General features: G+C 70.8%; 11 protein-coding genes and 2 pseudogenes. 6 read left to right on the top strand and 7 right to left on the bottom strand.

Annotated elements, in window-relative coordinates; all coding sequences use genetic code 11:
* Positions 1 to 224 precede the first annotated feature (224 nt).
* A complete protein-coding gene (locus NYF13_RS04470) occupies positions 225 to 482 on the top strand; it encodes a DUF2695 domain-containing protein (RefSeq protein WP_315654335.1) in 258 nt (85 codons plus the stop codon).
* A gap of 281 nt (positions 483 to 763) precedes the next feature.
* Here the strand turns inward: NYF13_RS04470 and lanKC are convergent, their stop codons facing one another.
* Positions 764 to 3,307 carry a class III lanthionine synthetase LanKC gene (gene lanKC / locus NYF13_RS04465; RefSeq protein ID WP_315654334.1) on the bottom strand — a complete coding sequence of 848 codons (2,544 nt, stop codon included), beginning with the start codon at positions 3,305 to 3,307 and terminating at the stop codon, positions 764 to 766.
* Positions 3,308 to 3,755: 448 nt separating this feature from the next.
* On the opposite strand from lanKC, the gene NYF13_RS04460 reads away from it, so the two are divergent.
* The 3 genes from NYF13_RS04460 to NYF13_RS04450 all read left to right on the top strand — a co-directional run bounded on the left by NYF13_RS04460 (position 3,756) and on the right by NYF13_RS04450 (position 5,058).
* Positions 3,756 to 4,121 carry a hypothetical protein gene (locus tag NYF13_RS04460; RefSeq protein WP_315654332.1) on the top strand — a complete coding sequence of 122 codons (366 nt, stop codon included), beginning with the start codon at positions 3,756 to 3,758 and terminating at the stop codon, positions 4,119 to 4,121.
* On the top strand, positions 4,105 to 4,515 hold the full coding sequence (locus NYF13_RS04455; protein WP_315654330.1) for a hypothetical protein: 411 nt from the start codon (positions 4,105 to 4,107) through the stop codon (positions 4,513 to 4,515). The genes NYF13_RS04460 and NYF13_RS04455 overlap by 17 nt, the downstream gene beginning before the upstream one ends.
* A gap of 144 nt (positions 4,516 to 4,659) precedes the next feature.
* On the top strand, positions 4,660 to 5,058 hold the full coding sequence (locus NYF13_RS04450) for a DUF427 domain-containing protein (protein WP_315654329.1): 399 nt from the start codon (positions 4,660 to 4,662) through the stop codon (positions 5,056 to 5,058).
* Between the two features lie 792 nt (positions 5,059 to 5,850).
* Here NYF13_RS04450 and NYF13_RS04445 read toward each other — a convergent pair.
* The gene (locus tag NYF13_RS04445) at positions 5,851 to 7,440 is read right to left on the bottom strand and encodes an alpha/beta hydrolase (protein WP_315654328.1); all 1,590 of its coding nucleotides are present in this window, start codon (positions 7,438 to 7,440) and stop codon (positions 5,851 to 5,853) included.
* 273 nt (positions 7,441 to 7,713) lie between these two features.
* Here NYF13_RS04445 and NYF13_RS04440 point away from each other — a divergent pair, with 273 nt between their 5' ends.
* Positions 7,714 to 9,195, top strand: a complete 1,482-nt coding sequence (locus NYF13_RS04440; protein WP_315654327.1) for an alpha/beta hydrolase — start codon at positions 7,714 to 7,716, stop codon at positions 9,193 to 9,195.
* Positions 9,196 to 9,199: 4 nt separating this feature from the next.
* Here NYF13_RS04440 and NYF13_RS04435 read toward each other — a convergent pair whose 3' ends face one another.
* Positions 9,200 to 10,324 (bottom strand): FAD-dependent monooxygenase, encoded by a 1,125-nt coding sequence (locus tag NYF13_RS04435; RefSeq protein ID WP_315654326.1) that lies wholly within the window; start codon positions 10,322 to 10,324, stop codon positions 9,200 to 9,202.
* 53 nt (positions 10,325 to 10,377) lie between these two features.
* On the opposite strand from NYF13_RS04435, the gene NYF13_RS04430 reads away from it, so the two are divergent.
* On the top strand, positions 10,378 to 10,587 hold the full coding sequence (locus NYF13_RS04430; protein WP_315654325.1) for a helix-turn-helix domain-containing protein: 210 nt from the start codon (positions 10,378 to 10,380) through the stop codon (positions 10,585 to 10,587).
* Here NYF13_RS04430 and NYF13_RS04425 read toward each other — a convergent pair.
* The 4 genes and pseudogenes from NYF13_RS04425 to NYF13_RS04410 form a co-directional block, all read right to left on the bottom strand.
* On the bottom strand, positions 10,576 to 11,070 hold the full coding sequence (locus NYF13_RS04425) for an alpha/beta hydrolase (protein WP_315654323.1): 495 nt from the start codon (positions 11,068 to 11,070) through the stop codon (positions 10,576 to 10,578). The genes NYF13_RS04430 and NYF13_RS04425 overlap by 12 nt on opposite strands.
* 169 nt (positions 11,071 to 11,239) lie before the next feature.
* Positions 11,240 to 12,022 (bottom strand): annotated as a pseudogene (locus NYF13_RS04420) (alpha/beta fold hydrolase); the annotation flags it as partial.
* A gap of 46 nt (positions 12,023 to 12,068) precedes the next feature.
* A complete protein-coding gene (locus NYF13_RS04415) occupies positions 12,069 to 12,542 on the bottom strand; it encodes a hypothetical protein (RefSeq protein ID WP_315657353.1) in 474 nt (157 codons plus the stop codon).
* 110 nt (positions 12,543 to 12,652) lie between these two features.
* A pseudogene (locus NYF13_RS04410) lies at positions 12,653 to 12,817 on the bottom strand (acyl-CoA dehydrogenase family protein); the annotation flags it as partial.
* Positions 12,818 to 12,907: the final 90 nt, after the last annotated feature.

Here is a 12,907-nt window from a genome sequence, read left to right as displayed (position 1 = left end):
GACGGTCGGCTCGCCGAGTTGTCCACAGGTTTGGCAATTGTGGAAGGTTCTGTGGATACCTTGGTGAACTGCTGGTCACGGGCCTGTGGCGGGGACGACGGATCCTCGGGTCGAAAGACCGAAGGTCGCGAGATGACCGTTCGCGACAGGAAAAACTGGCGCTCGAGGACCGGATGCGGTGAGAATCGAAGACGGTTCCCGTTCGTCTCCGAAAGGGCAGTGCCATGCCGGAAGCCTCCTCTGACCCCAACAGACCGCCCGCCGCCTTCGGGATCGTCCCAGGCGAGCTGAAGTCGTTGCTGAAGTTCCTCGACGCGCGAATCTGCGCAGAGGGGTGTGACGGCACCGTGATAAGCACCGAGCGTTGGGCCGAGGCCAACGACGTCGGCTGGTCACAGCTTTTGGTCGGACTGACCGGATCCGGGATCTCCTGCGACTGCGAAATCTTGGCGCGAGGCGCCCGGCCCTTCGATGCGGCATGAGGAGCCGATCAGCTCTGGGACACCCGCTCCGCCCAGATCTGCGCCAGTTTCGCGGCCCCGCCGGAGGGCTGTGGCCGAAGGGGAGCGTTTTCGGCCTTTGCTGCTCCCGCGCCTCTCCACCTGATCGAGCGCGGGTGCCTCAGTGGCAGGTCCGCAGGCTGAGTGGGCTGCCGGTGTACGGGGCGGCCGGCTCGAGTTGTTCGGCGCACCGCCATGGCTTGGCCATCGAGGGCTTGGAGGACCTGAAGCTCCGAGGAAGGTTCCATGGTGTTCCGCCGGTCTCAGGAGCCGGGGGTGTGCGGGGACGGGGTGGCGCCGAGGAACGGCAGCACCTCTTTGCCATCCAGCAGGGCGGCCAGGGCGAGCAGGATGCCCGCGCCGCCGGTGGTGACGTCCATCGACAGCCGCAGCAGCCGGTTCCCGGGGAAGGCGAGGCCGCCACGGAACGGGATCGCGTGCCAGGACAGGCAGGCCAGGTGCAGGTCGATGGCTTCGCGGATTCCCGGGCCCGGGTCGGCGCTGAAGGACAGCGCCGCAGCCAGGCCGCAGCGGCCGTGGAGCAGGCCAGGGTGGAGGACGAACTCGCCGCGGCACGTTTCGCGCAGGCCGGGGAGGCTCTCGGCGGTTCGCGCGTCTGGTTCGTGGCGCACGAGCTGCTCCGCGACCATCAGGATGCCCGCGCTACCGATGCCGGCGTACGGCAGTGTGCTCCGTTCGCCGTCGCGGACCTGGAGGGAGGCGTCGTCGGTCAGTACGCATTCCTCGAGGTCACGCTGCAGGGCCTGGTCGGCGAACGAGAGCCACGCGCGTTCGCCCGTCCGCTCGAACAGCCGGATGAACAGCAGCGCCGGGCCCGACCACCCCTTGAGCAGGCCCGCCCGCGCGAACTGGCCGGGAGACGCCGCCGTCTCCAAACCCTCGCTCAGGCGGACGGCGGTGGTCAGGGCCTGGCGGCCGAACTCGTTGTCACCGCGGCGGGTGGCGAAGTGCAGCTGCGTCAGCCCGATCCCGGCCAGTCCGCCTTCGAGCGCATGGTCCGTGGTCTGCTCGACCAGCCGGCGCGACGCCGTGAGCAGCTTCGTCGCCGCCTCGTGGTGGCCGAAGTTTTCCAGCACGTATGCGATTCCGTGACTGCCGTCGTAGAACCCGGGTCGCCTGGGTGGCTCGCGGCGCACCGCATCGAGCAGCCACTGCTCGTACTCGGGGTGACGGCCGGCGCCGGCGACGTCGAGCGCGTGCAGCACCCCTGCCGCCCCCACTCCGAAGCAGGCGCCACCCCACCGGAACTGCTCGATGTCGCCGGGGAACAGGCGGTCGGTGCGCTCCGGCGTCGCCGTGGCCAGCACGGCCTCGGCGATCTGTTTGCGGACCAGCGACCAGTCGGGCCGTTCCTCGTCGAGTTCGGTGTGCGTCGACGCCGGTGGCAGCGGCTTCTCCCGCAGGCCGAGGTCGTCGAGCAGCTCGTTGGCGTACCCGGTGGGCAGCGCGAAGCGGTGCTCGACGAACTCCGCCGCGCTGCGCAGCTTTGCTTGCGCCAGCAGCATCGAGAGCGGCAGGAAGATCCACAGTTTCAGCGCGGTCATCGCGTGGTGGTCGATGTCGAAGCCGTGCCGGTCGCTCGGGGCGCGGAAGCCGGGCGCGGTCCACTCGCCGGACTCGACGTCGGCGGCCATCTCGAAGCCGATCAGCGAGACCCGGTCCTCCTCGTCCACCAGGATGTTCGACGCGTGCAGGTCGCCGAACACGATTTCCCGCCCGTGCAGGTCATCGACGATCCGCTCGATCTGGGCGAGCACGGCCAGCGCGCGGTCGCGGTAGGCGCGCAGCTCGGCTTCGGTGCTGTCGCGACGCGTGAGCGGGTGGTTCAGCGCGAGCCAGTTGTAGAGCGAGGTGCCCGGCATCCGGCGCATGGCCAGGTAGTGGTGCTCCCCGAAGGTGAAATGGTGGTAGACGTCCGGAACGCCGGGAATGCCCGCTAACCGCTTCAGCACCTCGTGCTCTCGCCCCAGCCGGGCGACCGCGTCGACCAGCGCGCAATCCAGTCCGGCGTGCGACCGGGCCTCCTTCAGCACGACGGTCTCGCCGTCCGACTCGCGTTCCGCCAGGTGGACGCCACCGCCGTTGGACCGGCGCAGGGATCTGGTCACGCGGTATGGGAACTCGCCCGGACCCCCCGCCTTGTGGGCTGCGAGACTTTTGTCCAGGCAGACTGGAATATTCACCCATTTTGGTATGGAGAAGGTGGTGTCCCACCGGTCTGGCACCAGGGTTCCATCGGGTTTGCGGATCGCCGGCACCCGGCGTCCCTCATGCTCGACCCACTGCTCGGTGAAGCTGCCGTAACGTGTGTAAAGTGGCCCGTCGCCGTAGCGGAGATCGCCGGTAATGCTCGCACCGGGTTCCCCTCGGAGCTGCTGGTGAAGATCTTCGAGCACTCGGGTGAGCTGGTTGTTGTCAATGGGATAAATAGTGGCGAGCTGGCCGGCTCCTCGGTGCGGTGCGTATTTCGAGTTGCGGCTCAAGAAGATGGTGCGGGAGCGCAGGTGCTCGTAGGGGACGCGGTGGCCGAGGCAGTACTCGTGCACCTTGGCCAGCACGCGGTCGGCGTTGGAAATCGCGGAAGAGACGTGGATTTTCCAGCCCTGGTCGGGAATCTCGACGGTTCGGGGGTGCAGTACGTGCCAGCCCTCGCGGGTACTGGTCCGCCACCCCGGGCCGGGGGCAGGCAGCTCGGTGGCGAAATCGTCGTCGGGCTCACCAGTTTCCCGCTGTTCGTCGAAGAACAGTGGATCGGCGAAGCAGAACGCTTCATACCGGATGTCCATGGAACTGGCCCCTTACGCGCTCCTTTTGCGGACGCGCGGCTCGTTGTCGGTGACAAGAAATATTTCCGCACGCCGGGGGGGTCACGGCCAATCCGCCAACCTGGGGGTTCGACTGGGCTGATCAGGGGTGGGAAAACCGCCGGTAGCCTCCGGTGTCGGGGACCTTGCGTAACTCTTCCCGAGTGGAAAACCACTCGGACGGGCGGTAACGCGGGGCTGATATGCCGCCCGTGCAGGTAGCTCGTCCGGTCCCCGAAATGTACCCCGGAATCGGCGGATTGCCACCAGGTGGATCCGGTGGTCCCTTCGCCCGTTCCGGGCCGGGCGGGGTGCGGTGGAGTCCACACGGGACACCTGGTTGGTGGTCCCGGCCACGTCGGCGGCCCTCCGGCGGACAGGGCCAAGGGGACCGGCGGGTAGTTTGAGCCCGGCGGGACAGGAGGAACGGGTGATCTTCGGGTTCGCGGTCGTGGTGGCGGGGGCTGCGCTGCTGGTCGCGCTGTGGAGCTTCGTGCAGTCGGTGCGCAACCGGCTCCCCGACACCCTCCTGCTCGTTGCGCTCGGTGGGGTGGAACTGCTGCTCGTCGCCCAGCTGGTGGTCGGCATCGTGCTGCTCGCGAGCGGGGAGAAGCCGGGCAGCGTCGCCACCTACCTGGCCTATCTGATCGGCTGTCTGGTGGTGCTGCCGGTCGGTGCCATGTGGGCGCTGGCCGAGCGGAGCCGGTCGAGCACGGTGGTGCTCGGCATCGCCTGCCTGGCCATCCCGGTGATGGTGCTGCGACTGAACGAGGTGTGGAGTGGAGCAAGCGCGTAGGACGGCCACGGGGCCCGGACGGGTTCTGGTCGCGGTGTACGCCATCTTCGCGCTGGCTGCGACTTCGCGCGCCGGCGTCCAGATCGGGACGAAGTTCCACGAAGCACCCCTGGCCTACACGCTGTCGGCGTTCGCGGCCGTGGTCTACCTCCTGGCGACCTTCGCGCTCGCCCGCGGCGGACGGTGGTGGCGGGTCGCGCTGGTCGCGTGCTCGGTCGAACTGCTCGGCGTGCTGACGGTCGGGACGCTCAGCATCTTCGACAAGGCGGCGTTCCCGGACGCCACGGTGTGGTCGGTGTACGGCGAGGGCTACCTGTTCATCCCGCTGGTGCTGCCGGTGATCGGCCTGTACTGGCTCCGGCGCACGGCGCCTCGGCGGGTTGCGCCCGACTGAACTGGTGGCCGGACGTCTCGGGCCCGGTTTTTGTCGGTGGTCGCGATTACGGTGGGAAGAGACGGCGGCGTTCGCGGGTTGGTAGCGGTGTCGGCGGCAGACCACCGGCGCTGGACGTTCGCGTAGTTCGCGGAGGAGGAGACCATGTCCCAGGCAGAACAGTCCCAGGCGAGGCCGAAGAAGATCCCTGGCCCGGACCACCCGATCACGGTCGAGCCGAACCCGTCACGGGTGGTGGTGAAGGTCGGCGGCCAGGTCGTCGCGGACAGCACCCGCGCCCAGGCCCTGAGCGAGGCCGGCTACCCGGCGGTCCTGTACATCCCGCGCGAGGATGTCGACCTGACGGGGCTCGCCCGTACCGAGCACGAGACGTACTGCCCGTACAAGGGGAGCGCGTCGTACTACAGCATCACCGCGCTCGGAGCGGACGGTGACAACGCGGTGTGGACGTACGAGGAACCGTACGACGCGGTCGCGGAGATCAAGGACCACCTCGCGTTTTACCCGAACCGAGTGACTGTCGAGGAGGTAGCCGCCGGCTGACGGCCGTTCATCGGGCGGTCGGGATGGGGCTGAGTTGGCTGGGTAGTGGCTCGGCTGGTCGGGCTGGGTGACCGAGACGAGGACTCGGCTGGTCCGGGTGGCCGGATGAGCCGGTCGGCGGCGCGGTCATCTGGGTGCCTCGGCTGGGTGGGCACCACGGGTGGTGGGGCACCGCGGGTGGCGGGCACCGCTGCTGTCGGGCGCCTCGGCCGGTCTTTGGCCGCCTGGTTTCGACCGGCTGACGCAGTGCAATCGGCTGACACTATGGGGCCGGCTGGGCTGAGCGGCCGCCTGAAGTTGCGTGGCCTTTGGGGGCCTTGTGGCCGGTTGGGCTGTGCGACCGGCTGAGGCTTTGCGACCTGGTGGGGATGTGTGACTGGCTGGGCGGCGTGGCCGGCTGGATTGTGCGGACGGCTCGGTCGTACGGCCAGGTCAGTTGCACGCGCGGTGGGCCGGGTTGAGCGGCGCGGGCGGCTGGAGTGGAAGGTGGGCGGCCGTGTAGTGGGAGGCGGCCGACTGGAGGGGGAAGGCGGCTGGCTGGAGGGGGAAGGCGGGCGGCTGGAGCGAGAGGCAGGCAGGCGCGGGAGGCCGTGGCGCTCGTCCAGGGGGTGTGAGCTGGTTACCCCGGGCTGGGACGGGCCCGCCGGGTGGGGAACCGGCGGGCCCGCGGGGTCACAGAAGCGCAAGATCACCCAGCCGCAACATCATCGAGTCGCAACATCATCGAGTCGCAGCATCATCGAGTCGCAGCATCACTGAGTCGCAACATCACCGAGTCACGGGGTCACGGGGTCACGGGGTGGGCGTGGTGGGCACCGGCAAGGGCAGGCCCGGCACGCTTTGGTCCGGTGGGACGACGCCGTCGACCAAGTAGTCGGTCACGATCTGGTCCACTGCGTGGTTGCCGCCGAGGGCGTAGATGCCGTGGTCGCCTTCGCCGGTGACGGTGATCATTCGTGAGTTCGCGAACGCTGCGTGGGCCTTGCGCGCGCCTTCGATCGGGGTGGCCGGGTCGTGCTCCGACTGGACCATCAGCACCGGCGGGACGCCCTTGCCGTCCAGTACCGGGACCGGGCGGGTCTGGCCCTTCCAGAAGGCGCAGATCTGCAGCGGCATCCAGCCCGTGCTGTACAGGGTCACACCGTGGTCGAGCAGTTGCTGCGAACGGCGGATCAGCGACTGCCGGTTGCCCGTCCACGGGCCGTCGTTGCACAGGGTGTCGACCAGGGTGGCCAGCATCGAGTCGGCGGCGTCGGCCGGGTCCGCGGTCCTGGCCAGCTCGGCCTTGACCGCTGTGCGGGCCGCGGTCTTCGCCTGCTCCGACCCGCGGTCGTCGGCCAGCGCCTTCAACCGCACCAGTGTCTCGGCCATCTTGGGAAAGGTGGACTTGGCCTTCAGCGAGCCGATCAGATAATTGTCCATTGTGGTCGGTCCGACCCGGGTTCCGTTGACGTCGAGCGGGTTGCGGCTCAGCGCGTACCGGAGGTTTTCGTAGGTCTGCCGGGCGGCTTCGCCGCTGGGGCCGAAGTGGTACTGGGCGTCGTAGCGGGCCAGCCAGGGCAGGAAGTCCTGGCGCCAGCGGCGTTCGTAGCCCGCGGGCTGGAAGTCGAACGAGCTCTGCCAGCTGGAGGTGAACTCGGTCGAGGAGTCCAGCACGAACCGGCCGGTGCGCTGCGGGAACTGCTGGGCGTAGTGCGCGCCCAGCCAGGTGCCGGCCGAATAGCCGACCCAGTTGACCTTTTCCCGGCCGAGCAGCACCCGCAGCAGGTCCAGGTCCCGGACGTTCTGGAAGGTGCTGATCAACGAGCTCAGCTCACCGGAGGCCTGGAGGCAGGAGTTCGCGACGTACTGCACCGCGTCGACGATCAGGTTGAGGTTGCGCGGATCGCGGTCGCGCGGGTCGAGGTCCTCGCCGGTGGTGCCCGCGCCGCCGCAGGTGACGTTGGTGCTCTTGCCGGTGCCGCGGGTGTCGATGCCGATGATCTCCTGGTGCTCGCGCAGCCGGCTCTGCCCGCTCAGCGTGACCGGGAACCAGCGCCCGGGCCCGCCGGGGCCGCCCGGGTTGGTCAGCACCGAATCCGTGGTGGCACCGGTGGACTTCAGCCGGCTCACCGCGATGGTCAGGTCCTGCCGCTCGCCCGGGCGGTCCCAGTCGCGGGGGGTGCGGAACGCGCCGCACTCGAGTTCGCCGATATCGATACCGGGTGGTAGATCGGTCAGCTCGTCGGCGGCGCAGGGGTGCCAGCCGAGCGACTGCCCGGTGTAGCGGTCCGGGATGTTCGTGGTGTTCAGCGGGGCCGGGGCGGCCAGCGCCGGGGTCATCCCGGCGAGCAGCCCGCCCAGGGCCAACGGGACGGCCAAACCGAAGCGCAATCTCCTCATGTTCTCCCTTTCTTCAGTTTTCGTGAACGCGGAAAGCACGCTAGGACGCGCTGGTCAGCGGGCACATCAGCCGCAGGTCGCACGCGGAATGGGCCTGGGGGATGACCGGGCGGAGCGGCCTCGGAAACGCAGTGCGCGGCGTACTCCGGCCGCGTTGCGGGTGCGGGAAAACTTTCGGTCAGACCTGGTGCACGGGCTGGCCGGTGCTGCGCGCGCGTGTTACTGATGGGTTGCCGATCTTGGTGGTGCACCGCCGTCGCGGAAGGGGAAACCATGACTGCCCGAGGGGCCGGCCTGGCCGTCGCAGCCGCTGTGGGGGCCGCGTTGCTGGCCGCGGGACCGGTTTCCGCGGCCCCGGCGGCCGGGATCAAGTGGTCCGCGTGCCCGCCGGACCTGGGCGCGCCGCGGGGGACCGGCTGCGCCCAGCTCGACGTGCCGCTGGACTACCGGCAGCCGTCCGGCCGGCAGATCAGCCTCACGCTGTCCGCGGCCGGGGTGGGCGACGCGCCGAACGTCCTGGTGGTCAACCCGGGCGGCCCCGGCGAGTCCGGTATCGGCACGGCCCAGCTGGTCTGGGCCTCGCTGCCGCGCGAGCTGGCGGATGAGTACCTGGTGGTCAGCTTCGACCCGCGAGGGGTCGGCGCCAGCTCGCCGGTGGACTGCGGCGACACGAAGGGCATCATCCCGACCCCGATGCCGCCGTACCGGCCTTCGACCGCGGCACAGGAAGAACAGCGCCAGGGCATCGCGCGCAAGATCGCCGACGCGTGCGCGCAGCACGCGGGCGACCTGCTGCCGTACATCACCACGCAGAACGCCGCGCGCGACCTGGACCGGATCCGGCTCGCGCTCGGCAAGGACAAGCTCGACTACCTGGGCTACTCCTACGGCACGAAGCTCGGCGCCACGTACGCCACGATGTTCCCCCGGACCAGCGGCCGGATCGTGCTCGACAGCGTGGTCGACCCGACGCGCACCGGCTACCAGCAGGGTTTCCAGCAGGACCCGGCGTTGCAGAAGCGGGCCCGCCAGTTCTTCGACTGGGCCGGGGCGAACGACGCGAAGTACCACCTCGGCTCCACCGGCGCGGCGGTCGGCCGGTTCTGGGACACCACCCGGGCCACGCTCGCGGCCCACCCGGCCGGCGACAAGGTCGGCAGCGCCGAGCTGGACGACATGCTGGCCTCGACCACGTACGTCGACGCCTCCTGGCCGGCCCTCGCGGACGCGCTTTCGCGGTACCACGGCGGCGACCCCGGCTCGCTCATCGCGATCGGCGGACAACTGGCCCTGGACCCGGTGAACGGGGCCCAGCTCGCGTACAACTGCGCCGACGACGAGTGGCCCGCGGACTGGCGGACCTGGCACGACGACACGGCGAAGGCCGATCGCCAGGCGCCGCTGTTCGCCTGGCAGAACACCTGGTACTCGGCCCCGTGCGCGTTCTGGAAGGCGCCGACCGCGCCGCCGCTGAAGATCGGTTCGGGCCAGGCGCCGGCCGTGCTGCTGGTGCAGGCCGAGGACGACGCGGCCACCCCGGCCGGAGGGGCCCGGCACATGCAGCAGGCGTTGCGCGGTTCCCGGCTGGTCCTCTCCGCGAGCGGCAACCACGGGCAGTTCCTGTTCGACCAGAACGCCTGCGTGGACCAGCCGGTCACCGATTACCTGCTGACCGGCCGGTTGCCCGCCGCCGACGTGCGGTGCGCGGCCCCGGCCCCGCCGGCCCCGGGCGCGGCGCCCCGGCCGGCTCCCTGACCGCTCACAGCGGCGAGGCCATCAGCTCGTGGCAGGACGCCATGAGCGGGTGCGTTTCGCGGTACCGCTGCTGCTGTTCCAGTTCGGCGATGGTGACCGAGGTGTTCACCAGGGTCGCGCACCGCTCGCGCCGGCGGGAGACGAAAGCTTCCAGGGCCCGGTCCGTGCGGTCGTGGCCGTCCAGCTCCTCGGCCAGGACGACGCCGTCCTCGATGGCCAGGGCGGCGCCGCTGGCCATCTGCGGCGACGGGGCGTGCGCGGCGTCGCCGATCAGCACGCTGCTGCCCCTCGACCAGGGCGCTTCCACCAGCGTGGTCTGCACCGGCCGCCGGACCACGGAGGTCGACGCCGCGACCAGGCGGCGCACTTCGGCGACGCGACCCGGCCCCGGCGGCAGGAGCTCCAGCATGCGCGCGGGAAGCTCGGCGTCGGGCAGCACGTCCGGCTCCGCCTTGGACTCGACCAGGAACACGTACGCCCGGTCCGGGGCGATCGGCACGATCCCGCACTGCCGGACCGCGCCGAAGAAGGTGAAGATGCCCGTGGCCCAGTCCGGGCGGGAGATCAGCGCCCGCCAGACCATCTGACCGTGGTAGCGGATCGGGCTGGGCCGGTCGATCAGCCCGCGCACGGCCGAGCGGAGACCGTCGGCCCCGACCAGGAGGTCGACGACGCGGGTGGTGGCGTCGGTCAGTCCGACCCGGGTCCGCTCGTTCTCCTGGTGCACCGAGGAGACGCTGGTTTCGTTGCGCACCACCACTCCGCGCGCTCGGGCCGCGTCGAGCAGGATGCGGTGGAGGTCCGGGCGCGCGATGCCCGCCATGGCCGGGCGGTCCGGGCCCAGCAACCGGGGCAGGGGCATCGGGCTCTCGACGCCCGCAGCGTCGACGTGGGTGGTCACGCTCATCCCGTAACCGCCGTCGAGGCAGCGCCCGGCCAGGCCCAGGGTGTCCAGCGCCCGCAGCGACGGGCCGGTCAGGGTCAGCCCCCACCCGGCCGTGCGGCCCACCGCGCCGATTTCGACGACCTCGACCGCCCAGCCGCGTCGCGCCAGCGCGTTCGCCGCCACCAGACCGCCGATACCGGCGCCGACGACCAGCGCCGAACGCCCTCGGTCAACCGTGCCCATGATCTTCCTCCCGTACGCCTTGGTGCCCAGCGCAGGTTAGAACGACGGGCTGGTTGTCCGCCGGGTGCGGCGCGCGGACCATCGGCTACGCCTTCCGGGACAGGCTCGGCACCTCACCCACGGCCTACGGGCGTGACCTGCGGCTGGACCGGATCCGGGCCGAGATTATGTCCACAAAGGACTCGACCGGCGAGGTGGCCCGCCGCTGGGGGCGCCCACCTCGGTCGGTTCTCGGGGAAGTGCCTCGCGGATCAGGAGGGTGACGCCGGGCAGAAGGTGTCGTGCGCGGACCGTCGACCGGTGACCAGGTAATCGGTCACCGTGGTGTTGCCGCACTGGTTCGCGCCCTCGAGGTAGGCGGTGTGCCCGCCCTGGTCGATGGTGACCATCCGGGCCCGGTCACCCAGCGCGCCGCGCAGGCGCAGGGCGCCGGGCATCGGCGTGGCCGGGTCCCGCAGGTTCTGCACCATGAGCACGTCGGACGGCCCGTGCCCGGTGATCCGCACCCGGGGCTCCACCGGGGCCGGCCAGAACGCGCACGGCCGGATGTCGGCGGTGAAGGCGCCGTACATCGGGTAGCGGATCCGATCGACGGCGACGTTGCGCTGGTAGGTCCGCACCGACGAGGGCCAGGAGGAGTCGCCGCAGGCCACCGCGAGGTAGGCGGCGGGGAACCGGTCGACGTAGGGTCCGGTGTCCACCGGTTCGCCGGTCGGCTGGTCGGTGTCGAGTTCGTGCCAGAGCACGGCGAGCGCCGGGAACGAGCTGTCCGCACGGAGCCCGCCGGAGGTGGCGGTGCGGAACTTGGTGCCGTCGTACCCCTGGCTCGGGGACCGGTCCAGCCCGCGCGGCCAGCTGGAAGTACTTCGCGGTCACCGCGGCCGGGGTGCGGCCCAGCCCGTAGGACCCCGGGTCGGCCGCCGCGAACCGGGCGAAGTCCGGGAACCGGATCTGGAAGCCGAGGGCCTGGTCGCGCAACGCGTCGGCGGTGTAGCCCTCCGGCGGCAGACTGCTGTCCAGCACGATCCGGTCGCTGCGGTCCGGGAACAGCGTGGTGTAGACCGCGCCCAGGTAGGTGCCGTACGACGTGCCGTAGTAGGAGATCTTCGGCGCGCCGAGCGCGGCCCGGATCCGGTCCATGTCCCGCGCGGTGTTGGCCGTGGTGAGGTGCGGCAGCAGGTCCGCGGTCTTCGAGGTGGCGCACCGGTCGGCGATGGTCTTCGCGGCGACGGCCTGCTTCGCCACGTCGGCCGAGTTGTGCGGGTAGGGCGGATTCACCGCCACGTCGCCCTGCTCACGGTTCAGCCCGCAGGTCGGTGCGGTGCTCTGCCCGACACCGCGCGGGTCGAAACCGATGAGGTCGTAGCTGTCCAGGAGCGACCGGGGGAAGGGCAGCGCCAGGGGCACCTTCACCCCGGGCAGGCCCGGCCCGCCCGGGTTGAGCAGCAGAACCCCGCGCCTTTTGTCCGGGTTCCGGCTGGCCCGCCGGGAAACCTCGATCTCGATCTTGCGGCCGTCCGGGTGGCGGTAGTCCAGCGGGACCGCCAGCCGCGCGCACTGCAAAGCGGCTTCGGTTGCCGGGTCGGGGCAGGCGCCCCAGGACAATGACGCCGGGGCCGCCGGGGCCGCCGGTGACACTCCCGGGGCCACCGCCGTGAGAGCCACCGCGGCCAGCACCGTGACCAGGATTCTGTGCATCGGACTCTTCCTTGCGTCGACGGGGTTTTGCGAAACCGGGGGCCGCTCAGCCACCGGAGAGGGCGGCTCCCCGGGCTCCGGCGGCGGTGCGCTTGCTGCGCTGGCGCATGAGCACCACGGCCAGCGCGAAGAGCTCCAACCTGGGTTCCAGCCCGGGCAGGTCCGCGGTCGCGCCCGAGTCCGCCGCGCCTTGCCGGCGGATCGAACCGGCCGGCTGCCCGTCTTCGCCGAGCATCGAGGTTTCGCGGCTCAGCGGTGAAGGCCGTTCGAACCGGACCGCGCGCCCGGCGGCCTCCAGCGTCCAGGTGCGGCTGACCCGGCCGGTGCTCGCCACCACCGACCCGTCGGCGGCGAGCAGCTCGTAGGTCCGGCGGAACCGGTGGCCCTTGACCTGGTACTCGGCTCGGTCGACGCTGAAGCGCGCACTGTGCCGCTTGAGCTCGAGCCGGGTGAACGGCTGGTCGTCCCGGCTGATTTCGTAGTCGTGGCCCAGCAAGCTGGACCGCTTCGCCTGCAACATGGTTCCAGGACACCACCGCCGGACCCGGGGTACCCCTGCCATCTGTCATGGCCCGTCGGGGGCACGACCCCGGCGCGGCCGGAATCCACGCCGGCGGTCAGCCCCTTCGCGATGTGGGGCACCTGGATCTCGTTGCTGCCCGCGTGGATCATCAGCGACTTCGCGTCGCGCGCGAGCTGCTCGACGCGGTATCCGGCCATGTAGCCGTTGCCGCCGAACAACTGCACGGCCTCCACCGCGACCTCGGTGGCCACCTCGGCCGAGTACAGCTTCATCCCGCCGAACGCGTCCGAGCCCGAGTCCGGCTCGGTGGTCGCCCAGGCGCCCACCTTCTCGAACGTCGCCAGCCCGGGCAGCCAGCGCTC

This window comes from Amycolatopsis sp. PS_44_ISF1, from assembly GCF_032335455.1.
Classification (GTDB): Bacteria; Actinomycetota; Actinomycetes; order Mycobacteriales; family Pseudonocardiaceae; genus Amycolatopsis.
Note: the sequence above shows the minus strand (reverse complement) of the source record. Positions and strands in the feature narration are given on the sequence as shown.

Bases quoted from the DNA above. Each gene is read 5' to 3' on its own strand.
- lanKC (WP_315654334.1), bottom strand. From the start codon at position 3,307: ATGGACATCCGGTATGAAGCGTTCTGCTTCGCCGATCCACTGTTCTTC.
- NYF13_RS04445 (WP_315654328.1), bottom strand. From the start codon at position 7,440: ATGAGGAGATTGCGCTTCGGTTTGGCCGTCCCGTTGGCCCTGGGCGGG.
- NYF13_RS04440 (WP_315654327.1), top strand. From the start codon at position 7,714: ATGACTGCCCGAGGGGCCGGCCTGGCCGTCGCAGCCGCTGTGGGGGCC.
- NYF13_RS04415 (WP_315657353.1), bottom strand. From the start codon at position 12,542: ATGTTGCAGGCGAAGCGGTCCAGCTTGCTGGGCCACGACTACGAAATC.
- NYF13_RS04470 (WP_315654335.1), top strand. From the start codon at position 225: ATGCCGGAAGCCTCCTCTGACCCCAACAGACCGCCCGCCGCCTTCGGG.
- NYF13_RS04450 (WP_315654329.1), top strand. From the start codon at position 4,660: ATGTCCCAGGCAGAACAGTCCCAGGCGAGGCCGAAGAAGATCCCTGGC.
- NYF13_RS04435 (WP_315654326.1), bottom strand. From the start codon at position 10,324: ATGGGCACGGTTGACCGAGGGCGTTCGGCGCTGGTCGTCGGCGCCGGT.